We start from the raw sequence: 23814 nt of genomic DNA, 5'->3' as shown, positions 1-23814 counted from the left end.
GGGTGACACGCACTGCCATGACCTTTCGCGCCCTCTTACACCTGCTCATAGGCGTCAGCCTGGCCCTGGCCCAACTGCCTGCCCTGGCGGCCGACGCCGCTGCCACACTGCGCGTGGGAGTGCTCCAGTTTGGAACAGTGAACTGGGAACTCGATGTGATGCAGGCACACCAGCTGGCACAAAAGCGCGGCCTCAATCTCAAGGTGGTTCCGCTGGCCTCTGGCGACGCCTCCACCGTGGCCCTGCAGGGCGGCGCGGTGGATGTCATCGTCTCCGACTGGATCTGGGTCACGCGCCAGCGCGCCGAGGGCATGGCCTACAGCTTTGCGCCCTACTCGAACGCGGTGGGCTCGGTCATGGTCAAGGCCGACAGCGGCATCCGCAGTGTGGCTGACCTGAGGGGCAAATCCATAGGCATCAATGGTGGCCCGTATGACAAGACCTGGCTGCTGCTGCGCGCCTATGCCAGCAAGAAGTTCGGCATGGACATCAACAGCGCTGCCCGCCCGGTGTTTGCAGCACCTCCCCTCCTGAATGAGCTGGCCCTGAGCGGCCAGGTGGACGCAGCCCTGAACGTCTGGCATTTTGATGCACGGCTGGAGGCCAATGGCCAGCGCCCGCTGATCAAGCTGCCCGAAATTTTGGCGGGCCTGGGCGTGGACCGACCCATCCCGCTGGTGGGCTGGGTGTTCCGTGAAGACTGGGCCAACCAGAACCGTGACACGCTGGAGCGCTTCCTGGCCGCCTCGCAAGAGGCCAAGGCCCTGATGGCCAAAAGTGACGCCGAGTGGGAACGCCTCAAGCCCCTGATGCGCACGGAGGACAACGCCACCTTTGTGGCCCTGCGCAACGGCTACCGCAACGGTATTCCCACCTGCGAATATGCCGACGCGCAGGCCAACGTGGCCAGCGTCTTCAGGATCCTGGCCGAGACCGGTGGCGACAGGCTGGTAGGCAAATCCCGCAGCCTGTCCGAGGGCACCTTCTGGAACGGGTTCAAGCTCCCCACATGCCCGAAGAACTGAGTCCGCAAGCGGCAAGCCCCCTGGCCGCAGGCTCCGAGCGCTGGGCACGCCTGTGGCCCCTGCTGCTGCTGCTGCTGCTGTGGCACGTGGTGGCCCTGCAGGCCCACAGCCGCACCCTGCCCACACCGCTGGCCGTTTTGGATGCCCTGTGGAGTGCATTGGCCAGTGGCGAGCTGCTGTTCCATCTGGGCAAGACGCTGTTGCGCGTGGCGCTGAGCTTTTGCCTGGCCATGCTGCTGGGCGTGGGTCTGGGCATTCTGATGGGGCGCTACCGGCGCTGGGACCGGGCGCTGGACAGCCTGCTGATACTGGGACTGAACATCCCCGCGCTGGTGACCACCATCCTGTGCTACATCTGGTTTGGCCTGAGCGAGAGCGCGGCCATTCTGGCGGTGGTGATCAACAAGATTCCCATGGTGGCCATCAACCTGCGCGAGGGCGCGCGCGCCGTGGACGCCAACCTGCTGGAGGTGGCGCAGGTCTACCGCCTCTCCTACTCTGAGCGCTTCTTCAAGGTCTACCTGCCGCAGCTGTATCCGTATCTGTTCAGCTCGGCGCGCAATGGCCTCGCGCTGATCTGGAAGATCGTGCTGGTGGTGGAGCTGCTGGGCCGCAGCGACGGCGTGGGTTTCCAGATTGGCAGCTTCTTCCACTTCTTTGACATCACCAGCATCCTGGCCTACAGCCTGGCCTTTGCGGCTGTGATCTTCCTGCTCGAAGCCCTGCTGCTGCGCCCACTGGAAAACCGTCTCAACCGCTGGCGCCTATGAACACCCTGTCTGTACACATTGCCGCCAAGCGCTACCCCAACGGCAGCTGCGCCATCCAGGGCCTGGCCTTTGATGCCCGCCCCGGCGAGTTCGTGGCCATCGTCGGGCCCTCGGGCGCGGGCAAGACCACGCTGCTGAAAATCATCAGTGGGCTGGACACGGACTTTGACGGTGCGGTGCAGACAGGAAGCGATGCGCGCATCGGCTTCATGTTCCAGGAGCCGCGCCTCATGCCCTGGCTGACGGTGGCGCAGAACCTGGCGCTGGTGGACCCGACTGCCACCGGCCAGCGGCTGACTGATGCACTGGAACGCGTGGGCCTGAAAGACTGCGCGGCCCTGTTCCCCAAGCAACTCTCGGGCGGCATGCAGCGCCGTGTGGCGATGCTGCGCGCCTTCCTGATGGCGCCGCAACTGCTGCTGATGGATGAACCTTTTCAGTCGCTGGACGCCCCCACGGCCGGGCAGTTGCGCGAGCAGTTGCTCACCCTGTGGCAGGACAGTAAACCCACCGTGCTGTTCGTTACCCACAACCTGCAGGAGGCCCTGTCGCTGGCCGACCGGGTGCTGTTCCTCACGCCCGGGCCCTCGCACATTGCGCTGGACTTTGCAGTGGAGCTTGCGCGTCCGCGCGCTCTGGACTCAGAAGCCGTGCAGCGCATGGCGCAGGAACTGCTGCAGGCGCACCCGGATTTGCTGCGAGGCACGCTGGGCACGCACGCCTAGAACAGAATGGGTGTAATTGGGCGTAATATTGGTTTATGCCTTGGACCGCCTCCCTCCACATCACACCTGAGATCCTGAGATCCTGAGATCCTGAGCCTGATCGCTCGGATTGACGAATTCAAAGGTGCTTGGCGTGCCTTGGGGACGCTTGCACCGGAACGTCTTTCGGCCTTGCGCAGGGTGGCCACCATCGAAAGCATTGGCTCTTCCACTCGTATCGAGGGCAGCAAGCTGAGCGATCGGGAAGTAGAAAAGCTGCTTTCAAACCTCGCGATCCAGTCTTTTGAGACCCGCGATGAGCAGGAGGTCGCTGGCTACGCAGAGTTGATGGACTTGGTGTACAGCTCTTGGCAAGACATCCCTTTCAATGAAAACCACGTCAAGCAACTGCACCAAATCTTGTTGCGCCACAGTGAGAAAGACCTACGGCACCGGGGGCAGTACAAGACCAGCTCCAACAGTGTGGCCGCATTCGATGAAGACGGCGTGCAGATTGCCATCGTGTTCGAGACGGCAAGTCCATTCGACACCCCCGGCCTCATGGCCGAACTGGTGGCGTGGGTCAATGATGAGAGGGACAAAGCGCATCTGCACCCACTGCTGATCATTGCCATCTTCGTGGTGGTGTTCCTGGAGATTCATCCATTCCAGGACGGCAATGGGCGACTCAGCCGCGTCCTGACGACATTGCTGTTGATCCAGACCGGCTATGCCTATGTGCCGTACAGCTCGCTGGAAAGCGTGATCGAACTCAACAAGGAAGCCTACTACCTGGCCCTGAGGCAGACGCAGGGCTCAATCCGATCAGATGCGCCCAACTGGAAACCGTGGCTGATTTTCTTCCTGCGCTCGCTGGCTGAGCAGGTCCGGCGCCTGGAAAAAAAGGTAGAGCGCGAAAGAATAGTGCTGGCCACGTTGCCCGGCCTGTCGTTGCAGATCGTCGAATTTGCCCGTGAGCATGGCCGCATCACGATTGGCGATGCCATCAAATTAACGGGCACGAGCCGAAACACGCTCAAGATTCATTTCCGCAACCTGGTCGAACGTGGCCATTTGAACCAGCACGGTAGTGGGCGCGGGGTTTGGTACGAACTGAAATGACCTCAGTCGCCCTGTCCGAAGCGCACCAAAGTGCTGGATACCTTGGACTACGACTGAGCGCCCAAGCGCAGCGCCAGATACAGCTTGGTATTGCCACGCTGCACCAGCAGGGCAGCAGCCTTGTCGCCCGCAGGCACGGCCGCTTGCAGTTGCAGCAGGCTACTCACCGGCTTGCCGTTGACTGCCAGCAGCACATCGCCTGCCTGCACGCCCGCGCGGGTGGCGGCGTCAATCGCCTTTTCCACCATCAGGCCGCGTAGCAACCCGTCTTCCCCTTTTTCATCCGGATGCAGGTCGCGCAGGCTCAGGCCCAGGCGGCCGCCATTGGGCTTGGCATCAGCCGGAGTTGGTGCGGCTACGGCCACGCGGGTGCCTTCCAGCACGGCGTGCAGGGTCTTGGGCTGGCCTGAACGCCAGATGCGCAAGTCCATGGTTTGGCCGGGTTTGGCTGCGCCCACCAGCTCGGACATATCGCCCGCCATCTCGATGGCCTGGCCGTTGATGGCCAGCACGATGTCGCCACTGGCAAGTCCTGCGCGGTCGGCAGGGCTGCCCTTGTCCACATCCGACACCAGTGCGCCCATGGGCCGCGGCAGCTTGAAGGACTCGGCCAGGACCTGGTTCACCTCCTGCGCACTCACGCCCAGGCGGGCATGCTGCACGCCACCGGTGGCTGCAATCTGCTGCGCCACCTGCCGCACCACCTCAATGGGAATGGCAAAGGACAGGCCCTGAAAGCCGCCGCTGCGGGTGTAGATCATGGCGTTCATGCCAATGACTTCGCCACGCATATTGATGAGCGGCCCGCCGGAGTTGCCGGGATTGATGGCCACATCGGTCTGGATGTAGGGCGCAAAGCCTTCGCCGGGCATGGAGCGCTTGGTGGCGCTGACCACGCCGGCCGTGACGGTGTTCTCAAAGCCAAAGGGCGAGCCAATGGCCATCACCCAGTCGCCCACGCGCGTGGATTGGGTGGCGCCCAGGTTGACGATGGGCAGGCCCTGTGCCTCGATTTTCAGCACGGCCACATCGGTGAGGGTGTCCACCCCCAGCAGGCGGGCCTTGAACTCGCGCCGGTCGGTGAGCTTGACGGTGATCTCCTGCGCATGCTTGACCACATGGGCGTTGGTGAGGATGAGGCCATCGGTGCTGATCAGAAAGCCGGTGCCCGCGCCCTGCACCGGCAGCGCGATGTTGGCCGGCAGGCTGCCGTACTGCTGCTGGAACTGGCGGAAGAAATCCTGCATGGCGGCCGCGCTCTCGGAGTCGGCCTTCTCGTCCTTGTCAGAGCCCTGGGGGGCGGTGGACACATTGCGCGTGCCGCTGACACTGATGTTGACCACCGCCGGGCCGTACTGGGCGGCAATGCTGGCTACATCCGGGAATCCTGCGGGCCGGGCTGCTGGCGCACTGGCAGGCTGGGCCTGCACCTGCGCGCTGGCAGGGGCGCTGCCAAGCATTCCGGCGGCAAGGCACAGTGTGGCGGCCAGCACTGCGCTCAGGGTTTTACGTGGAAGGGCGGAGCGCGTTTTCTTGTTGTGGGTAATGGACATGGAGCCTTGCTGCAATGGTGGTTGAAAACGCCTGTGAAAGCGTCAACCCATTACAGCGGCCCCGTTGCACACGCACGGTAAAGTTTTGCGTCCAGATGCCAGGCCTTTTGTTGCGGCCCGGTAAACCCGGCAACAAGAACGCCTGTTAGCCCTGCGCGTTGAGCACGCTGCCGACAGCGGACGTGCTGCCCTGTGCGCCATAACCCAGGCTTTGCTGCATCTTGGTGAGCAGCGCTTGCAAGGTGATGGCGGAGCCGGATGCGGTACCGGCCGTGGCGCCGCTGCCTGTAGTGGTGCCCGTGCCAGCAGCCGTGCCGGTACCCGTGGTCGTGGTGGTTGGGGTGGTGGTGGCAGGACCCGATGCACCGAGGAGGGCCTGCAGGTCACCCAGCAGTTGCGAGAAGGCGTTCTGCAGTTCGGTAGGTGCCTTGCCGTTGCTGACCTGCGCAATCAGGGCCGACAGGCCTGCGGCAAAGCTGCCCCTGGGGTTGCTGTAAGCCGTGGCCACCGTGGTAGCGGCAGGCGCCGGTGTGGTAACCGGGGTCGTGGACGTGGCCGCGCTGGTGGCAGGCGTTGTGCCAGGGGTCGCTGCTGCGGCCGGTTTGGGTGTAGACGCCGCCGTGCTGGCCGGTGTGCTGGCAGGTGTGCTGGCAGGTGTGCTGGTGGCCGCTGGGGTAGCCGCTGCAGGGGTGGCGGGGGTGGCCGGTGCGCTGCTGGCACCGCGTACCGCCTGGAACAGCGCATGCATGAACTGGTGCATGTCGGACTTGAGCTTGCGCAGCGAAGACTCGCCATCATCGTCGTCGCCATCGTCACCGCGCTGGCGGCTGCCCTGTACGGCGCCACCGCTTGTGGTGGTGGTCGTTGTGGTCGTCGTTGTCGTGGTGGTCGTGGTAGTGGTTCCAGCTGCCGGTGTGCTGCTGGTGGTGCCTGTTGCTGGTGTGGCTGCGGCGCTGGCCGCAGACGGGGTGCCGGTCAGGCCCAGGCTTTGCAGAGCCTGCATCAGCACATTTTGCAGGCCGCCGTGCCCACGCCCATGGCCGCCGCCCTCGGAGCGGTGCGCGTGGTGGTGTTCTTCAGAGTCCCCCCGCGCTTCACGGGTACGCCCCGACTGGCCGACTTGCGTGCCGGAACCGGCACTGGCTGCGGCGTTGGAAAAAACCGAAGACAGGGTGCTGATGCTGCTCATGGGCGTACCTCGTATGAATGTGTGACTGCCATTGATTTCGACGGGTGCGCCGAAAAATCAAATGGAATCCCCCCAATCTCCGGGTACTTACCAAAAGTTACATCTTGCGTTGCTGCCGGTCAGGCCACCGGCTTGGCTGCGCGCGGGCCTTGGCATAGCTGCAGGAAGGCCTGCTCCAGGCCCAGCCCGCCAGACTGCGCGATCAGCTCGGAGGGCAGGCCGTCAAAGGCAATTTCACCCTGGATGAGTACCAGCACACGGTCGGCATGGGCAACTTCATCCACCAGATGCGTGGCCCACAGCACCGCCACCTCACCCGCCCTGGCCAGTGCCTCCACCGAGCGCATCAGATCCTGGCGCGAAGCCGGATCCAGCCCCACAGTGGCCTCGTCCATGAGCAAAAAACGCGGCTGGTGCAAAAGCGCGCGTAGCAATTCCACCTTGCGCCGGTTGCCGCCCGAGAGCGCGCGCACCGCCGTGCCCGCCTGCTCCTGCAGGCCATGCTGCTCCAGCCCGGCCTGTATGCGCTGCAGCGCGGTCTTGCGGGCGATGCCGTGCAAATCGGTGTGGAACAGCAGGTTGGCACGGATGCTCAGGTCCAGGTCCAGCGAAGACTGCTGGAACACCACACCCAGGCCGGCCAGGGCCTTGGGCGCGTCGCGGCGGATATCAAAGCCCAGCACAGACAGATCACCTTTGTCGGGCACAAACAGGCCGCTGAGCAACTGCACCAGTGTCGACTTGCCCGCGCCATTGGGCCCCAGCAAGGCTACGAACTGCCCCGGGTACAGGGACATGCTGACAGACTTGAGCGCCTGCCTGGGTCCGTAGGATTTTTGCAGGCCGGTGGCCACCAGCACCGGAGTACTGAAGGCTGTTGAGGGGAGTGGTGTCATGGTTGTGGCAGTCTAACGGTATGCAGCAGGAGGCATGCTGCAGGAAACGTGCCCGTGCCTTGCGCCATTGCAGTGTCACAAACTGGCTCAGGCAGGTGGCATATATATTGCGCAATCCAGGCAGGCCTGCGCAGGCAGCTTGCCCTTAACACACAACAAAGAGACCACCATGCCCATCCGCTTTTCGCCAACCCTTCTGGCCAGCGCTGCGCTGCTGCTGGCTGCCTGTGGCAGCGCCCACGCTGATATTTTTGTCAGCAGCGAAAAAGACAATGCCATCCTGCACATGGACGCAGACGGCAAGGTCATCCGCTCCATTGCCGTGTGCCAGCGCCCGCGCCACATGGCCTGGGCGCAGGACAAAAAACAGATCCTGACGGCCTGCGGCGACAGCGACCAGATTGGCATCGTGGATGTGCAGTCCGGCAAGCTGGTGGGCAACATCCCCACCGGCGAGAGCCCGGAGATATTCGCCCTGTCGCCCGACTCCAAAACCGCCTATGTGTCCATCGAAGACGACAGCCAGCTGGCGGCCTACGATGTGGCCAGCAAAAAACTGCTGTTCTCGGTAAAGACCGGCGCCGAGCCCGAGGGCGTGCTGGCCACGGCCGACGGCAAATATGTGTACGTCACCTCCGAGGTGGCCAACGCGGTCTACAAGGTGGACGTGGCCACGCGCAAGGCCGTGGGCCAGGTAAAAACCGGCATGCGGCCGCGCCGCTTTGCCATCACGCCCGATGCTTCCGAGCTGTGGGTGACCAACGAGCTGGCCTCCAGCGTGAGCATCATCGACACCGCCTCCATGAAGTCCAAACAAACACTGAAGTTCGAGGTCAAGGGCATGCGCGCCTCCGACATCACGCCCGTGGGCATGCTGATGAGTGCCGACGGCAAGACGGCCTGGGTGGCCCTGGGCCGCGCCAACCACGTGGCCGAGGTGGATGTGGCCACCCGCACCGTGCGCGGCCTGGCGCTGGTGGGCAAGCGCGCCTGGGGCCTGGCACTGAGTGCCGATGGTTCACGCCTGTATGTGGCCAATGGCCTGTCGGATGACATGACCATCATCGACACCGCCACCCGCAAGGCCTTGAAGACCGTGCCGGTGGGGCGTGAGCCCCACAGCATTCTGGCGAACTAGGGGGCGGCCAGCGTCAGGCCTTGCGCCTGAAAAATCTTCAGCAGCTGGCCATTGCCGCGCAAGGTATCCAGGGCAGCATCGAGCAAGCCGGCCAGTTCCTTGTTGTCGGCCTTCACCGCCAGGCCCAGGGGCCAGCCGTTGGGTGGCACACCCGGCAGGGTGAGCCTGGAGAAGGCCCAGTCCTTGCGGTCCAGCTTGGCCGCAAACACCGCCGCCTCCGCCTGCGCCAGCGAGACAAAAGCCGCATCCGCTTCACCCCTGAGCACGGCGGTGGCTGCGTCGGTGCCGCTCTTGAAGAGCGACACGCGGTCGCGCAGCAGGCCGCCCTTGTAGCCCATGATGGCACTCGATGCACCGGTGCCCTGCTCGGTGGTGATCTTCTTGCCCTCCAGGTCTTCGGGGTTGTAGACCTGTGCCAGCAGCTTGGGGTTGTGCAGCACCACCAGATGCTCACGCGCATAGGGCGCGAAGATGAAGGCCTGGCGGTTCTCGCCCATGAAGTATTTGTCCACCGGCACGTGCAGCATCACATCGGCCGGGCCATAGCCCAGGTAGTGGCCCTTCCAGACCATGTTGCGCAGGTCGTCACCCATGTTCTCACCAGCATCAAAGGGCAGCAGCGCGGGCTTGAGCTGCAGGGCGGCGGCCAGGGCCTCGCCCAGGCTCACATCCAGCCCGGTCATGTGCGTCATGCTGCCGTCAGACCAGGGGGCGTTCTCTTTGTACAGGGCGATCTTGAGCACGCCGCTGTCGCGGATTTTTTGCATGGCACTGCGCTCCTGCGCCTGCGCACTGGTTTGCAGGCCCATGGCCAGGGGCAAGGCAGTCAGTGCCAGACCGCCAGCCATGCGCAGCAGGCTGCGGCGTGGCAGTGGGCCCGGCTTGTATGAATCACGGTTCATCAGGTCTCCTTTTATATTTTTACAAAACCCATCTTCGCACTACACGAGATGAGGCTCAGGGTTCGCGGCGGGTTTCCAGATAGGTCTTGATGGACCACATGGCTTCCTGCGTCAGGATGCCTTCAAACGGAGGCATGTAGACGCGGCCGTCACGCGCACGGCCACGGCGCACGGTGGACACAAAGTAGTCATTGATTTCCTGGAAGCAGGCCAGCTTCTTGGTCTCGTCACCCAGGCTCATGCAGTCGGAATCGAGCTTGCGCAGGTCGGGCGAGATGCCGCCGGAGATGGCCTCCAGGCCATGGCAGCGGGCGCAGTTCTGGTTGTAGGCCGAGCTGCCGATGCGCAGGGCCTCGGTATGCGCCTCGCCCTTGCTGTAGGGGTTGTTGTCCAGCCACTTGGCGCCCAATTGCGGCAGGGTGCTGGTGTCTACGGATTGGGGGACCACGTCGCCGTGGGCCATGGCTGACAGGGTGGCCAGGGAGAGGCAGGCGCTCAGGCTGGCGGCCATCAGGAGGCGGTAGGTGTTGCGTAAGGTTTTCATGGTGTTATCGGGTCGTGTCAAAAGTTGCGGGTGCCAAGCATTGCGCAAATATCGCGCCAGGAATTTTGGGCCTGGGCGCGGCAGGCTGTGACAATTTGGCGCAGCGGCACAGTTGGTACTGGCATTCATATTGCTCCGCATTGAGTCCTGTGACAAAACGGAGCACAATGAATGCCAGAGAATTTCGATACAAAGAGTCGCTTCGGCCTGTCTGATGGCTGCTCTGCATTCGGTGACGTGGGTTATCGGGATGCGGACAGCATCCACTGGCCAGCAGCGAACGCCGGAGACACAATGACCCCCAATGACCGCACAGCAAAAGGCGGCGGAAGCTATGGGCCCTTGAACAGCCCGTCGTTGAATAGCCCTGAACACGAGTCCCTGATAGGCTCCTCGCGCCAGCGTTCCCAGGCCTATGGCCTGCGCGAGATGGACGCACCCGATTTTTCGGTGGCCGGACGTGGGCTGTTGAACCAGACGCTGGAGGAAAACAGCTTTCTCTACCAGCACGCCGCTCCTGTCATGGAGACTCTCTACCAGCAGATTGCCAACACGCAGAGCATGGTGTTGCTGACCACACGCAGCGGCATGGTGCTGCACTCGCTGGGCGATGCCGATTTTCTGGAAAAGGCCTCGCAGGTAGCCCTGGCGCCGGGCGTGGACTGGTCCGAAAAAAGCAAGGGCACCAACGCCATCGGCACGGCGCTAACCGAGGAGCACCCGGTGGTGGTCCACGGCTCGCAGCACTTTCTGGAGGCCAACCGTTTTCTCACCTGCTCCTGCACCCCCATCTTCGATCCCTATGGCAAGGTGATGGGCGCACTGGACGTGACGGGCGACCACCGCAGCTACCACCAGCACACCATGGCGCTGGCGCGCATGTCGGCGCAGATGATTGAAAACCATATGTATGCCGACGTGTTCCCCAAGGAGATCATCGTGCGCTTCCATGCGCGCGCCGAGTTCTTGGGCACGCTGATGGAAGGCATTGCCGTGTTCACCGGCGACGGCCGCTTTGTCACCGCCAACCGCAGCGCGCAGTTCCAGCTGACGCTCTCGGCCAATGCGCTGGGGGCGCATACCTTCTCGTCGCTGTTTGGCGTGTCCATCTCGCAATTCCATGACCGCGTGCGCACGGCCGGCACACGTCCCATGAACCTGTGCCTGCACAACGGCGTGACGGTGTGCTGCATCAGCGACGTGAAGTCGCGCATGCCCTTTGGGGGGATGCATTTTGGCGCCACGGCCAGTGCTTCTGACGAACCGGCGGCCGACACGCAAGCCAAGGCGCCCGCCAAAGCGGATGCACCCAGCACGGCGGCCAGCCGCGACGCGCAGCGCCGCGAGTCGCTGTCCAGCCTGCGCTACCTCGACACCGGTGATACCCAGGTGGCCGCCGTCATCCAGAAGCTCTACAAAGTGCGCGGGCGCGATATCCCGGTGATGATCCTGGGCGAGACCGGCACCGGAAAAGACCTGCTGGCCCAGGCCATCCACAACGACTCACCGCGCGCGGGCAACAACTTTGTGTCCGTCAACTGCGCGTCCATCCCCGAGACCCTGATCGAGTCCGAGCTGTTCGGCTACGAGGAAGGCGCCTTCACCGGCGCCAAGCGCAAGGGCTCGGTGGGCAAGGTGCTGTTTGCCAATGGTGGCACGCTGTTCCTGGACGAGATTGGCGACATGCCCAAGCACCTGCAGGCGCGTTTGCTGCGCGTATTGCAGGAGCGCAAGGTCAGCCCGCTGGGCGCAGGCAAAGAGGTGGAGGTGGACGTGGCCGTGATCTGCGCCACCAACAAAAACCTGAAAGACATGATTGCCCGCGGCGAGTTCCGCGAAGACCTGTACTACCGCCTCAACGGCCTGGTGGTGCGCCTGCCCGCGCTGCGCGAACGGCAAGACCTGGAAGTGGTCACGCGCAAGATTTTGGCCAGCGTGTGCCACTCGCCCACACCCATCGGTATTTCGAATCAGGTGATGAACCTGTTCCACCAGTTCCCCTGGCCGGGCAACTTCCGCCAGCTCTACAACCTGCTGCGCACGGCGGTGGTGATGGTGGGCTGCAACGAAGACATCCAGATGCACCACCTGCCGGATGACTTTCTGGAAGAGGTGCAGATGGCTGACCTGGTGCTGCCGCGCGCATCGGTCAAGCAGATGGAGGTGATACGCCCAGCGCCCGAGCAAGCGCCCGCCATGACTGCACCTTCAGCCCCCCCGCCCTTCGCCTCAACCAAGCTGGAAAACGTGGCACTCGGTGCCATGGCGCAAGCCCTGCGCAGCACCGGCGGCAACGTGTCGGTGGCGGCCAAGATGCTGGGCGTGTCGCGCAACACCATCTACCGCAAGAAGGCCTTGCTGCCAGCAGATGTGTGGGGCTGAAAGTTTATAGATTGCGTTTCGGCGGTCGCTGCAGCGCTTGGGCTACGCCGGGGTGGGGTGGCAACTATTCGATAGCCGTCGCTCAGGCCGGCAACACCGTCCGTGGGCGATTGGCGACCATCAGGTGAGTGACCGAATACGGAGCTGGCGATAGGGGTCATGTTGCTGCCTTGAACACTGCTGGTGAACTTGCTCCACACGACTCCCGAACAATCAGTTCAACCGGCTGCTCATGGCGCAAGGTTTGCAGGCCGGGGTCTTGCCGCAGCAGGGACAAGAGCATGTTCATCGCGTCCCGGCCCAGACCAATGGTGTCGGTGCGCACGGTGGTCAGCGGCGGCGAGGCAAACTCGGCTAACGGAATGTCGTCGTAACCCACCAGTGCCACATCCTGCGGTATGCGCAGCCCGGCTTCACGCAAGGCCCGCATGGCGCCAAACGCAATCGTGTCGTTGCCCGCAAACAGGGCGGTGAACTTGATGCCTCGTGCCAACATTTCCTGCATCGCGCGGTAACCGCTAGCTGCACTCAGGTCGGCATGGGTGGCCCAGAGCGGGTCAATGGCAATGCCGTGGCTCTCCATGGCCTCGCGCCAGCCGCGTTCCCTCTCATTTACCGCCAAATATTCCGGCTGTGCAAAATTCACAAATGCAATCTGGCGGTGTCCCAGGCCAACCAGATGGTCCACGACCTTGTGTGCCGCCGCCGAGGTGTCATTGCCGCAGGTGTTGTAGCGCTCGACATCAGGCAGACCGGCACCAAACACCACCATGGGAATCCTGGCATCGGCAATGCCGCCCAGATGCTTGCGCCCAGCCAGACTAGGGTTCACCACGATCAAGCCGTCAATGCGCCGACTGCGCACCAGGTCCACAAAGCCGCCAGGGTCTCGGCCCTCGTCGTCGGTGGATTCGATCAACATCTTGAGTCCGTGCAGATGGCACTCCTGGTTGATGCTGGCCACCAACTGGCTCAGAAAGACGTCCACATACAGATGCGCCGCCTTGGGGATAACCAGTGCGACCGTGCCAGTGGCGCCACCAGCCAGCGTGCGGGCAGCGATGTTGGGCGCATGGCCCAGCTCCCGCGCCACGGCCAACACGCGTTCGCGTGTGGCATCGCTGATGCCCCGGTCGCGCACGTTGTTGAGCACAAAAGAGACCGTGGTGCGAGAAACCCCAGCGCGTCTGGCGACTTCACTGCTGGTGGGGGACTTCATGTGGAGTGGCATAGGACTCCTCATCGTAGTCGAATTCACATTAGCAGTGTTTACCCTAGTACTAACGCGCGTAAGTTTGGCCTAATATCAAATCTAACGCGTGTTAGTTATCGCAAATTTAAGGAAAACTCGTGGCCAGTTCCTCCAACCATGCTTTAAGTAGCAGCCGGCGCGCCGAAACGCTGACCGCCTGGGCGCTGGTGCTGCCCGCCTTCCTCGGCTTTTTGGTGTTCTACGCTTGGCCCACATTGCGCGCCATCCAGATCAGCCTGACCGACTGGAATCTGCTGCGCGCTCCGCGCTTTGTCGGCATGGCCAATTACGCCCACATGCTGGAAGACGGCAAATTCTGGCAAGGCATGGAGTTGTCGGCCATTTACGTGGTGCTGAATATCCCGATGCAAATCGTGCTGGGATTGTTCCTGGCCGTGTCCATGGACCGGTTGACCAAGTCACTGTTTGTGAAGTCCATCGTCTTGCTGCCCTACCTGCTGTCCAACGTACTGGTGGCCATGATGTGGCTTTGGATGTTGGACCCCCTGCTGGGTCTGGTCAACGGCATGATTGATGGACTGGGCTTTGAGCGCCAGCCCTTTTTTGGCGGAGCCGATCAGGCGCTGCTCACCGTGGCAGCGGTCAATATCTGGCGCCACATGGGGCTGGTGGCCATGCTGTTCCTGGCCGGTCTGCAGAACATACCGCGCAATCTGTACGAGGCCGCAGCCCTGGAGGGTGCCAGTGAGTGGCAGATGTTCTGGCGCGTCACGCTGCCCCTGCTGCGTCCGGTGATGGTTTTTGTGCTGGTCACCAGTGTCACCGGTTCGTTTCAGATCTTTGACACCATCGCAGTCACAACCAACGGCGGGCCGCTGGACTCGACCCGCGTGATCGTGCACTACATCGTGCAGAACGCCTTCAGCTTCTACAAGATGGGCTATGCCTCAGCCATGTCCATGACCCTGTGCGTGGTGATGATGTTTTACACCGTATTTCAGATGCGTGTCATGCGGGCATCGCAAAACGACCTGGCCTGAAGGAGATCCCATGGCACCTATCACCATTCCCGACAACCAGGCTCCACGCAAGCGCACTTTCAGCCCTGGCCGTGCCGCCGCGTGGGTAGCACTGGGCCTCATGCTGCTGATTACGGTGACGCCACTGTGGATGGTAGTCAAGACCGCCCTCATGCACTCGACGGACCTCTACACCGAGTCTGACCGTCTACTGCCAACCGCCCCCACACTGGACAACTTCAAGCGCGTACTGGGCTTGATGACTCAGGAAGAAGGCCGGGCGCGCGGCGGCTCGGGTGCCGAGATCAACTTCCTGCGCGCGCTGGGCAATTCGTTGGTGTTCACCATCACCATCGTGTTGCTGCAAGTGAGTTGCGCCGCCATGGCAGCCTATGCCTTTGCCCGCCTTCGTTTTCCGGGGCGCGATACGCTGTTCGCCCTGTTTGTGGGTTCGATGATGGTGCCGGGTGTGGTCACCTTCATCCCCAACTTCATCCTGATCAAGGATCTGGGCCTGCTCAACACCATGGTCGGCATGGTGGCGCCGTTTTGCCTGATGCAGGGTTTCTCCGTGTTCTTCCTTCGGCAATTTTTCTTGTCGATACCGCGCGATCTGGAGGAGGCGGCTCTGCTCGACGGCGCCTCTTACTTTTACATCTTCATCCATGTGGTGCTTCCGCTGAGCATCACGCCGCTGGCGACGATTGGCATGCTTACGGGCATCAATATGTGGAACGAATTTTTCTGGCCCTATCTGGTGGCCAAAGACGAAATGCAGCAGGTGTTGCCCGTGGCACTGCAGACCTTCAAGTCGCAAACCGCCCAAGGCCAACCCGACTGGACCGGCCTGATGGCCGCTACCGCGATCACTGTGATGCCCACCATCTTGCTGCTGGTGGTCCTGGGCCGCCGGGTCGTGGAGTCAGTGCAATTCAGCGGTGGCAAGTAGCGCAGCATTTTTCCATTCAAAAGTTCCCCCTCAACCCTTCCTATAACGGAGACAAACCTTGAAATTCCAATTCACCATCCTGGCCGCCGTAGTGGCAGCCGCTTGCGGTTCCGCCCAGGCGACCGAAGTCAAATACATGATGTGGGACTCCAACCAGTTACCAGCCTACAAGCAGTGCGCCGCTGATTTTGAAAAGAAGAACAGCGACATCACCATCAAGATTACGCAATCGGGCTGGAATGATTACTGGACCGCGATTTCCACTGGTTTCATTTCCGGCACGGCCCCCGACGTGTTCACTGACCACCTGGCCAAGTACCCTGAGTTTTCCAAGAATGGTCAACTGGTAGACCTGGCTCCGCTGATCATGCGCGACAAGGTGGATACCGCGGCCTATACCAACGGCCTCTACGACAACTGGGGCCGTGATGGCAAGCAATTCGGCCTGCCCAAGGACTGGGACACCATAGGCTTCGTGGTCAACATGGAAATGGCCAAGAAGGCCGGTGTCTCCCTGGCCGATCTGCAGAACATGAACTGGAACCCCAAGGACGGCGGGAGTTTTGAAAAGATAGTGCGCAAACTCAGTTTGGATGCTGCCGGCAACAACGCCAACAGCGCCAGCTTTGACAAGAAGAAGGTGGCCGTCTATGGCTACCAGAACCCGGGTGCCGGCGGCATGATGGGCCAGACTGAGTGGGGTCACTTTGCCGTCTCTAACGGCTTCAAGTACCAAGACAAACCTTGGGACCCGAAGTTCTACTACGACAGCCCCAAGCTTGCCGAAACGCTGGACTACCTCGCGGGCCTGCCAGGCAAGGGCGTCTCTGCCAGCTTGGAGAACACCAAGTCCCTGGGCGCAGATGCCATGTTCGTGGCCAAGAAGGTTGCCATCGTGCCCCAGGGTTCGTGGATGATTACCTACTTCAAGGACAACGCGAAATTTGACACCGCCTGGGTGCCGCTGCCCACCGGTCCGACAGGCTCCCGCGCCACCATGTTTAACGGTTTGGCGGATTCCATCTGGGTGGGCTCCAAGGTTCAGCCTGAAGCCTGGAAATGGGTCAAGTACCTGGGCTCGGCCGATTGCCAGAGCGTGGTGGCCGGCTACGGTGTGGTGTTCCCCGCCATCAAGGGCATGGCCGAAAAAGCCATTGCCGTGCAAAAGAGCAAGGGCGTGGACTCTTCGGCTTTCCTGACCATGGCCAAGTCCAAGACCTACCTGCCGCCCATTGCCGACAGCGGCTCGGAAGTGGACGAGGTCATCAAAGCGTCCATTGAGGCCGTGTTGATGAATAAGTCCGACGCCACCAGTGCGCTCAAGGCCGCCAACGCCAAAGCCAACCAACTCGTCAAGCAATAAAACGCAAGAGCATGCCATGAGCCAACGCCGCATCAAAATCACCCTCATCGGAGCAGGAAGCATTGTCTTCACCCGCAACCTGCTGGGCGACATTTTTTCCTATCCCGAACTGGCTGCTTGCGAGGTGGCGTTGCATGACATTGACGCACACCGCCTGGGCCTGGCCGAGATGGTGGCCAGGCGACTGGCCGCCGCACTGGGTGTCACGCCTACCATCACAGCCCATCTGGACAGGCGCAGCGCCTTGGCCGATGCGCGCTTCGTCATCAGCACCATACAGGTGGGGGGCTACAAGCCTGCCACCGTGACTGACTTTGAAATTCCCAAGAAGTTTGGTCTGGAGCAAACCATTGGCGACACCCTGGGCATAGGCGGCATCATGCGCGGCCTGCGTACCATCCCCGTGCAACTGGCCATGCTGAAAGACATGGAAGAGGTCTGCGCGCCGGGTGCGGTACACCTCAACTACGTCAACCCGATGGCCATGATTACCTGGGCGCTGAACCAGGCCAGCACGCGCATCCCCACCGTAGGCCTGTGCCACAGCGTGCAGCACACCGCCCACGAATTGGCGCAGGACCTCGGCATTCCTGCCCACGAGATTGACTACCGTTGTGCCGGTATCAACCACATGGCCTTTTACACAAAGTTTGAACACAAGGGCGTGGACCTGTACCCCCGCCTGCGCCAAATCCATGCCGAAGGCAAGGCACCCGGGTGGAATCGGGTGCGCTACGAAATGCTGCACCAACTGGGCCACTTTCCCACCGAGTCGAGCGAACACTTCTCGGAGTACGTGCCCTGGTTCATCAAGAAGGGCCGCGCCGATATTCTGGAACAGTACAACATCCCGCTGGATGAGTATCCGGGCCGTTGTCAGATATTCGAGCATGCCTGGCCATACATTGAACGCGAACTGCAAACCCCCGGCAGCCAGGATGCACAGGCCATGCTGGCCGAACTGCATGCCGCGGGCATCCAGGTCATGCCGCGCATGCTGGAAGACTCGGTGCGCCTGCTCGAAGGCCTCAACGCCATTCAGCCCTCGGTGGAGTATGGCGGGCAGATCATCCACTCCATGGTCAGCGGTCAGCCGCGCGTGGTGTACGGCAATGTGCGCAACCAAGGCCTGATCGACAACTTGCCCCAGGGCTGCGCGGTGGAAGTGCCCTGCCTGGTGGACAGCAATGGCGTGCAACCCACCCGGGTCGGAGCCTTGCCGATCCAGCTTGCCGCGCTGATGCGCACCAACGTCAATGTGCAAGAACTGGTGGTTGCCGCCATCCTGCAGGAAAAGCGTGAACATGTGTACCACGCAGCCATGCTGGACCCGCATACAGCGGCGGTGTTGGATCTGGCCCAGATCCGCGCCATGGTGGATGAGCTGCTGCTTGCCCACCGCGACTTTCTCCCCGACTTCCTACAAGCCTGAAAGGGCGCAGCACCATGGCAAGCATTGAACTTCGCGCGGTTAACAAAAACTATCTGGACAATATTGCGGTAATTCGCAATGTGGATCTGCAGGTCAAGCAGGGTGAGTTCTGCGTCTTTGTCGGACCTTCGGGCTGCGGCAAGTCCACGCTGCTGCGCATGCTCGCCGGCCTGGAAGACATCACCAGCGGTGACTTGCTGATCGACGGCAAGCGCATGAACGACACCCAGCCGGCCAATCGCGGTGTGGCCATGGTGTTCCAGAGCTATGCGCTGTTTCCCCATATCAGCGTCTTTGACAACCTGGCCTTCGGCATGAAGCTGGCCAAAATGGACAAGCAGCTGATTCGCGACAAGGTGCAGGCCGTGGCCCGGGTGCTGCAACTGGAGCAGTTGCTGGAGCGCAAGCCCAAGGCGCTATCGGGTGGACAGCGTCAGCGCGTGGCCATTGGCCGCGCCATCGTGCGGGAACCCGGTGTCTTCTTGTTTGACGAGCCGCTGTCCAACCTGGACGCATCGCTGCGCGTGCAAACGCGCTTTGAGATTGCCAAAATCCACCGCGACTTTGGCCGTGCCGCGACCATTTATGTCACCCACGACCAGGTTGAAGCCATGACCCTGGCCGACCGCATTCTGCTGCTCAACTCCGGCCCCGCTGTGTTGACCGAGGGCAGCGTGGCCCAGTGTGGCTCGCCGCTGGAGCTCTACCACCGCCCGCGCAATCTGTTTGTGGCCGGTTTCATTGGCTCGCCCAAGATGAACTTCATGGCCGGCACCTTGGTGGAAGGCCACGCTGACCGGGCCCGTGTGCAGTTGCCCGGTGGCGAGGTGCTGGAAGCCCTGGTGGACGCCAGTGCCCTGCAACCCGGCCAGCCTGTGACCTTGGGGTTGCGCCCCGAACATGCCGAGCTGGGTACCGCCACCCAGTCCATCGTGCGCGAAGTGCAATGGCAGGAGCGCCTGGGCGAATCCACCTTTCTTTTCATGCGCGGCAACCAAGCCAACGAACCCATCGTGGTGAAAGCCCCGGGCAATGCCCGTGCCGATGCCGGCCAGCGCGTCGCCATCTCGTTGCCCGCTGCCGCCTTGCATGTGTTTGACGCCCAAGGCCTGGCGCTGGAGCGCCGCATTCCCATAGCCGACATGCAAGTTCCCCACGCCGCCTGACTCAGGCAGTGACCGCCGTTTCCACACTTTGAACATGACCCCAGACTCCTTTGCCCCCGCCCGATTTGTCACGCTGCACAGCCAGCACAGTACCCTGGTACTGGAAGTACTGGACCATGAGGCTCCGCTGTGGCGTTACTGGGGCCCACGCCTGCCCGACAGCAGTTCGCCCGAGCAGGGCCTGCGCAGCTGCCGGCCGCTGCCCTCCTTCATGCTGGACTTTGACCAGCCCCTCACGCTGGTCCCCACTTTTGGTGTGGGCTGGTTTGGCCAAAGCGCCCTTTTGGCGCACCGCGCGGGAGTGGACTTTGCCCAGGCCATCACCGGCTGCGAGGTCGAATGGCTCAAGCCGCAGCGTGCCGTGGTTTTTCACCTGCTCGATGCGGTGGCCCAGCTGAGATTGGACGTGACCCTGTCACTGGATCATGCAAGCGATGTGCTGACACTGCAGACTCGCATCACCAATCTGGCTGCCACCGCATTGGAAGTGCAGTGGCTGGCCGCGGGCACATTGCCTCTGCCCGGTCACGCGCACAGCGTCCGCTCCTACGCTGGCCAGCACAACCACGAATTTATGTTGCAGACGGACACCCTGAGTCGCAGCCTGTGGCGCCGTGAAAACCGGCGCGGCCGCACCTCGCACGACTGCTTTCCCGGCGCCGTCGTCACCACGCCCGGCAGCACCGATGACAGCGGACTGGTCTATGGCGCTCACCTGGCCTGGTCGGGCAACCACCAGCAAAGCATTGAATGGCTGCATGACGGTCAGTTCCAGTGGCAACTCGGCGAGTGGCTGGCACCCGGCGAGGGCTTGCTGCAGGCCGGGCAAAGCCTGCAAACACCCGAGCTGGTTGCCAGTTGCTCCATGCAGGGCCTCAATGGTCTGGCGGCCAACTTCCATGCCGAGCTGCGCTCCCGGCTGAACTGGCCCGATGGAACCATGCGCCCCCGCCCGGTGCACCTGAACACCTGGGAGGCCTTTTACTTTGACCTCCAACCGGCTGAGGTCATGGCCCTGGCTGAAGCTGCGGCCAAGGTTGGCATCGAACGCTTTGTGCTGGACGACGGCTGGTTCCACGGACGCCACCATGACCGCGCCGGATTGGGCGACTGGTGGACTGATGCGGGCAAGTTCCCGGATGGTCTGGGACCCTTGGCACACCACGTCAATGCGCTGGGCATGGAGTTCGGCCTCTGGGTGGAGCCCGAGATGGTGAACCCCGATAGCGACCTGTATCGCAATCATCCCGATTGGGCCTTGCAGATCGCCGGGCGCAACATGATCACGGCACGCAACCAATTGGTACTCAACATCGCGCTGCCCGAGGTCTCGGAATATCTCTTTACCAAACTCGATGCCCTGCTGCACAGCCTGCCCATTCGCTACCTGAAGTGGGATCACAATCGCGACCTCACCAGCGCGGCCCTGGCCGGCGGCGCGGGCGCTGCGGGATACCGGGCCCAGGTGCTGGCCGTCTACCAACTTCTGGCGCGCCTGCGAGAAGCCCACCCGGCGCTGGAGATTGAAAGCTGCTCGGGCGGTGGTGGCCGTATTGACTTCGCCATCCTGCGCCACACGCACCGGGTCTGGGGTAGCGACTGCATAGACGCGCTGTCGCGCTTGGACATCCAGCGCGGCTTCGGACAGTTCTTTCCGCCGGAGATTCTGGGCTCGCACATTGGTACTGCTCCCGCGCACACCACGGGGCGCAGCCAGTCGCTGGCATTTCGCGCCGCCGTGGCCATGACCGGCCACCTGGGAGTGGAGCTCGACGTGCGTCATCTGGACGCCGCAGCCAGCCAGCAGCTTGGTGCCTGGATTGGCCGCTACAAAGCCTGGCGCACGCAGTTGCACCAAGGCCGGGTCTGGCGCGGCAGCGGTGCCGATGGCCTGGTGTGGCAGGCCCATGGCGACCACAATGCACAGGACTTGCTGCTGTTTGTGTACCGCTGCGCGCCCAGTACGCACCGCTACACCCCTGCGCTGCGTCTGCCCATGCTGGATGCCAGTGCGCGTTACCACGTCGAGCAACTTGTGCCTATCGAAGGCGATGGCGCGGTGCAGACGCCATCGCCTTTCTTTGCCAGGATGCTGGAGACTGGCGTGGAGATGGATGGCGCCTGGATGCAGCAGGTTGGCCTGCCCATGCCACGCGCTACCGCAGAGACCTGCTTCATCGTGCGCCTGCGCAAGCTGTAAGTCCGGACCTCATTCAAATCCGCTAGGCTAGGCCCCATGCACGCACTTTTTGACGTCTCGGAACATTCGCACCGCCGCTACAACCCCCTGAACGGGGAGTGGGTGTTGGTCTCACCGCACCGCGCCAAGCGCCCCTGGCAGGGCCAGCAAGAGCAGCCCGACAATGTGCTGCTGCCAGCGCACGATCCGAACTGTTTTTTGTGCGCCGGCAATCTGCGCGTCAACGGTGAACGTAACCCCGACTACACCGGCACCTTTGTCTTTACCAACGACTTCGCGGCCATGATGCCGCAGGCGCCGAACGTGCCGCCTGATCAGGAGGCCCTGTTCCGGGTTGGCAATGCGCGGGGTACCAGCCGCGTGATCTGCTTCTCGCCAGACCATGGCAAGACCCTGCCCGAACTGCCGCTTGGTGCCATCGCCGGGGTCATAGACAGTTGGTGCGCCGAATCGGCAACGCTGGGTGCCCAGTACCCCTGGGTGCAGGTGTTTGAAAACAAAGGTGCGCTCATGGGATGCTCCAACCCGCATCCGCATGGTCAGATATGGGCCACCGAATTCATTCCCAACGAAGCTGCTGCCGAAGACCGGCAGCAGCGCGCCTGGCACCAGCAGCAGGGCCGTGCCCTGCTGCTGGACTTGGCAGAGCGCGAGGCTGATTTGGGCGAGCGCGTGGTGGTGCAAACCGCCCACTGGCTGGCCATTGTTCCCTTCTGGGCAACCTGGCCTTTTGAAACCCTGTTGCTGCCACGCTTTGCGGTGCAGCAACTGCCGCAGCTCAATGCCCTGCAGCGTACCGATCTGGCACTGGCCATCAAACAGCTGACCTCACGCTACGACAACCTGTTCCAGTGCTCCTTCCCCTATTCCATGGGTTGGCACGGCGCGCCATTTGATGGGCGCGACACCGCGCCCTGGCAGTTGCATGCGCACTTTTATCCACCGTTGTTGCGCTCGGCGTCGGTGCGCAAATTCATGGTGGGCTTTGAAATGCTGGCCGAGGCCCAGCGCGATCTCACGCCCGAGCAGGCTGCATTGCAGTTGCGCGGCTTGAGCGACATTCATTACAGGGAGGCTTAGCGCCATGAATCAACAACTGGTGTCGGCTGTTTCGCTGGCCTTTGCAGCGGCCTATGGCCAAGCCCCACGGTGCTTGGTCCAGGCACCCGGTCGCGTAAATCTGATTGGTGACCACACCGACTACAACGATGGCTTTGTGCTGCCGTGCGCGATTGACTGCGGCACCGTGATTGCCGTCAGCCCACGCACCGATATGCGGGTGCGCGTGCTGGCGACCGACTACCCCGGCGAGTCGGATGAATTCCAGCTGGACCAGCCGATTGTCTTTCGTGCGGATGCGTTGTGGCCGAACTACGTCCGTGGCGTAGTGAAGTTTCTGCTGGCGCACGGATTGCCCTTGTGCGGAGCCGACCTGGCTCTCACCGGCGACATTCCCCAGGGCGCAGGACTGTCGTCGTCTGCCTCACTGGAGGTGGCGCTGGCCCAGGCCTTCAAGTCGATGCAAGGGTTTGATCACCTGCGTCCCGCCGATATGGCGTTGATAGGACAGCGCGCCGAGAACCACTTCGTGGGATGCAACTGCGGCATCATGGACCAGCTGATCTCCGCGTGCGGCGTGGCCGACAAGGCCTTGCTGATTGATTGCCGCTCCCTGCAGACCACCCCTGTGGACATGCCCGAAGACGTCACCATCATGATCGTGCACTCGCGCGTCAAACGCGGCCTGGTGGACAGCGAATACAACACGCGGCGCATGCAGTGCGAAACGGCGGCCCGACACTTTGGCATCCAGGCCTTGCGGGATCTGGACCTGCAAACCCTGGAGGCGCGCGCCGGCGAACTCGACCCGTTGGTGTACCGTCGCGCCCGGCATGTGGTCACCGAAAACCAGCGCACCCTGGATGCCGCTGCGGCCTTGGCCGTTGGCGACTTGCCCCAGGTGGGCCGCCTGATGGCCCAGGCTCACGAGTCCATCCGGCACGACTTTGAAACCAGCGTACCCGCCGTGGACCAATTGGTGCACATTCTGCAGGCTGCCATTGGCGACGCGGGTGGCGCGCGCATGACGGGCGGCGGCTTTGGCGGTTGCGTGGTGGCAATCATGCCGAATGCCATAGTGGCCGAAGTGCGTGCCACTGTGTTGCGCGACTACCGGTCTCCCTCTGGCGAACCCGGTATCGTTTACCTTTGCAAGGCATCGGACGGTGCCGGCCCCCTGAACTGAGC

General features: G+C 62.5%; 20 protein-coding genes. 14 read left to right on the top strand and 6 right to left on the bottom strand.

Features of this window, described 5'->3' with window-relative positions; all coding sequences use genetic code 11:
• Positions 1 to 17: 17 nt before the first annotated feature.
• The 4 genes from DIC66_RS09390 (at position 18) to DIC66_RS09375 (ending at position 3621) form a co-directional block, all read left to right on the top strand.
• Positions 18 to 1025 carry an ABC transporter substrate-binding protein gene (locus tag DIC66_RS09390; RefSeq protein WP_117176635.1) on the top strand — a complete coding sequence of 336 codons (1008 nt, stop codon included), beginning with the start codon at positions 18 to 20 and terminating at the stop codon, positions 1023 to 1025.
• A complete protein-coding gene (locus DIC66_RS09385; protein ID WP_117176408.1) occupies positions 1010 to 1795 on the top strand; it encodes an ABC transporter permease in 786 nt (261 codons plus the stop codon). Before DIC66_RS09390 ends, DIC66_RS09385 begins: the two co-directional genes overlap by 16 nt.
• Positions 1792 to 2520, top strand: a complete 729-nt coding sequence (locus DIC66_RS09380) for an ABC transporter ATP-binding protein (protein WP_117176406.1) — start codon at positions 1792 to 1794, stop codon at positions 2518 to 2520. The genes DIC66_RS09385 and DIC66_RS09380 overlap by 4 nt, the downstream gene beginning before the upstream one ends.
• A 180-nt stretch (positions 2521 to 2700) precedes the next feature.
• Complete coding sequence (locus tag DIC66_RS09375) at positions 2701 to 3621, top strand: Fic family protein (protein WP_233505856.1); 921 nt, start codon at positions 2701 to 2703, stop codon at positions 3619 to 3621.
• Positions 3622 to 3668: 47 nt separating this feature from the next.
• Here the strand turns inward: DIC66_RS09375 and DIC66_RS09370 are convergent, their stop codons facing one another.
• The 3 genes from DIC66_RS09370 to DIC66_RS09360 form a co-directional block, all read right to left on the bottom strand.
• Complete coding sequence (locus DIC66_RS09370; RefSeq protein ID WP_117176633.1) at positions 3669 to 5174, bottom strand: Do family serine endopeptidase; 1506 nt, start codon at positions 5172 to 5174, stop codon at positions 3669 to 3671.
• Between the two features lie 145 nt (positions 5175 to 5319).
• Positions 5320 to 6363, bottom strand: a complete 1044-nt coding sequence (locus DIC66_RS09365) for a hypothetical protein (protein WP_117176402.1) — start codon at positions 6361 to 6363, stop codon at positions 5320 to 5322.
• A gap of 119 nt (positions 6364 to 6482) precedes the next feature.
• A complete protein-coding gene (locus DIC66_RS09360) occupies positions 6483 to 7259 on the bottom strand; it encodes an ATP-binding cassette domain-containing protein (protein ID WP_117176400.1) in 777 nt (258 codons plus the stop codon).
• A 169-nt stretch (positions 7260 to 7428) separates the two neighbouring features.
• On the opposite strand from DIC66_RS09360, the gene DIC66_RS09355 reads away from it, so the two are divergent.
• Positions 7429 to 8397, top strand: coding sequence for a PQQ-dependent catabolism-associated beta-propeller protein (locus tag DIC66_RS09355; protein WP_117176398.1), 969 nt, complete (start codon positions 7429 to 7431; stop codon positions 8395 to 8397).
• Here DIC66_RS09355 and DIC66_RS09350 read toward each other — a convergent pair.
• Positions 8394 to 9299, bottom strand: a complete 906-nt coding sequence (locus DIC66_RS09350) for a substrate-binding periplasmic protein (RefSeq protein ID WP_117176396.1) — start codon at positions 9297 to 9299, stop codon at positions 8394 to 8396. The genes DIC66_RS09355 and DIC66_RS09350 overlap by 4 nt on opposite strands.
• A 55-nt stretch (positions 9300 to 9354) precedes the next feature.
• Complete coding sequence (gene pedF, locus DIC66_RS09345) at positions 9355 to 9843, bottom strand: cytochrome c-550 PedF (protein WP_117176394.1); 489 nt, start codon at positions 9841 to 9843, stop codon at positions 9355 to 9357.
• A gap of 294 nt (positions 9844 to 10137) precedes the next feature.
• Between pedF and DIC66_RS09340 the strand changes: the two genes are divergently transcribed.
• Positions 10138 to 12225, top strand: a complete 2088-nt coding sequence (locus DIC66_RS09340) for a sigma-54-dependent Fis family transcriptional regulator (RefSeq protein WP_117176388.1) — start codon at positions 10138 to 10140, stop codon at positions 12223 to 12225.
• 157 nt (positions 12226 to 12382) lie between these two features.
• On the opposite strand, the gene DIC66_RS09335 is transcribed toward DIC66_RS09340, so the two are convergent.
• Positions 12383 to 13456, bottom strand: coding sequence for a LacI family DNA-binding transcriptional regulator (locus tag DIC66_RS09335; protein ID WP_233505855.1), 1074 nt, complete (start codon positions 13454 to 13456; stop codon positions 12383 to 12385).
• 119 nt (positions 13457 to 13575) lie between these two features.
• Here DIC66_RS09335 and DIC66_RS09330 point away from each other — a divergent pair, with 119 nt between their 5' ends.
• Genes DIC66_RS09330 through galK form a run of 8 tightly spaced genes read left to right on the top strand, consistent with a single transcriptional unit; the run spans position 13576 to position 23812 of the window.
• Positions 13576 to 14478 carry a carbohydrate ABC transporter permease gene (locus DIC66_RS09330; RefSeq protein WP_117176384.1) on the top strand — a complete coding sequence of 301 codons (903 nt, stop codon included), beginning with the start codon at positions 13576 to 13578 and terminating at the stop codon, positions 14476 to 14478.
• 10 nt (positions 14479 to 14488) lie between these two features.
• Entirely contained in the window at positions 14489 to 15406 is a 918-nt protein-coding gene (locus tag DIC66_RS09325) for a carbohydrate ABC transporter permease (RefSeq protein WP_117176382.1), read from the top strand.
• Positions 15407 to 15464: 58 nt separating this feature from the next.
• Positions 15465 to 16769 carry an ABC transporter substrate-binding protein gene (locus tag DIC66_RS09320; protein WP_233505854.1) on the top strand — a complete coding sequence of 435 codons (1305 nt, stop codon included), beginning with the start codon at positions 15465 to 15467 and terminating at the stop codon, positions 16767 to 16769.
• 16 nt (positions 16770 to 16785) lie between these two features.
• Complete coding sequence (melA, locus tag DIC66_RS09315; RefSeq protein WP_117176380.1) at positions 16786 to 18201, top strand: alpha-glucosidase/alpha-galactosidase; 1416 nt, start codon at positions 16786 to 16788, stop codon at positions 18199 to 18201.
• A gap of 14 nt (positions 18202 to 18215) precedes the next feature.
• On the top strand, positions 18216 to 19367 hold the full coding sequence (locus DIC66_RS09310) for an ABC transporter ATP-binding protein (protein ID WP_117176378.1): 1152 nt from the start codon (positions 18216 to 18218) through the stop codon (positions 19365 to 19367).
• Positions 19368 to 19401: 34 nt separating this feature from the next.
• Positions 19402 to 21567: an alpha-galactosidase gene (locus tag DIC66_RS09305; protein WP_117176376.1), complete on the top strand. Its 2166-nt coding sequence runs from the start codon at positions 19402 to 19404 to the stop codon at positions 21565 to 21567.
• A gap of 36 nt (positions 21568 to 21603) precedes the next feature.
• The gene (locus DIC66_RS09300; RefSeq protein ID WP_117176374.1) at positions 21604 to 22647 is read left to right on the top strand and encodes a UDP-glucose--hexose-1-phosphate uridylyltransferase; all 1044 of its coding nucleotides are present in this window, start codon (positions 21604 to 21606) and stop codon (positions 22645 to 22647) included.
• Between the two features lie 4 nt (positions 22648 to 22651).
• A complete protein-coding gene (gene galK / locus DIC66_RS09295; protein WP_117176372.1) occupies positions 22652 to 23812 on the top strand; it encodes a galactokinase in 1161 nt (386 codons plus the stop codon).
• Positions 23813 to 23814 lie beyond the last annotated feature (2 nt).

Source organism: Rhodoferax lacus (assembly GCF_003415675.1).
Classification (GTDB): Bacteria; Pseudomonadota; Gammaproteobacteria; order Burkholderiales; family Burkholderiaceae_C; genus Allorhodoferax; species Allorhodoferax lacus.
This window is presented reverse-complemented; position numbering and strand designations above follow the sequence as displayed.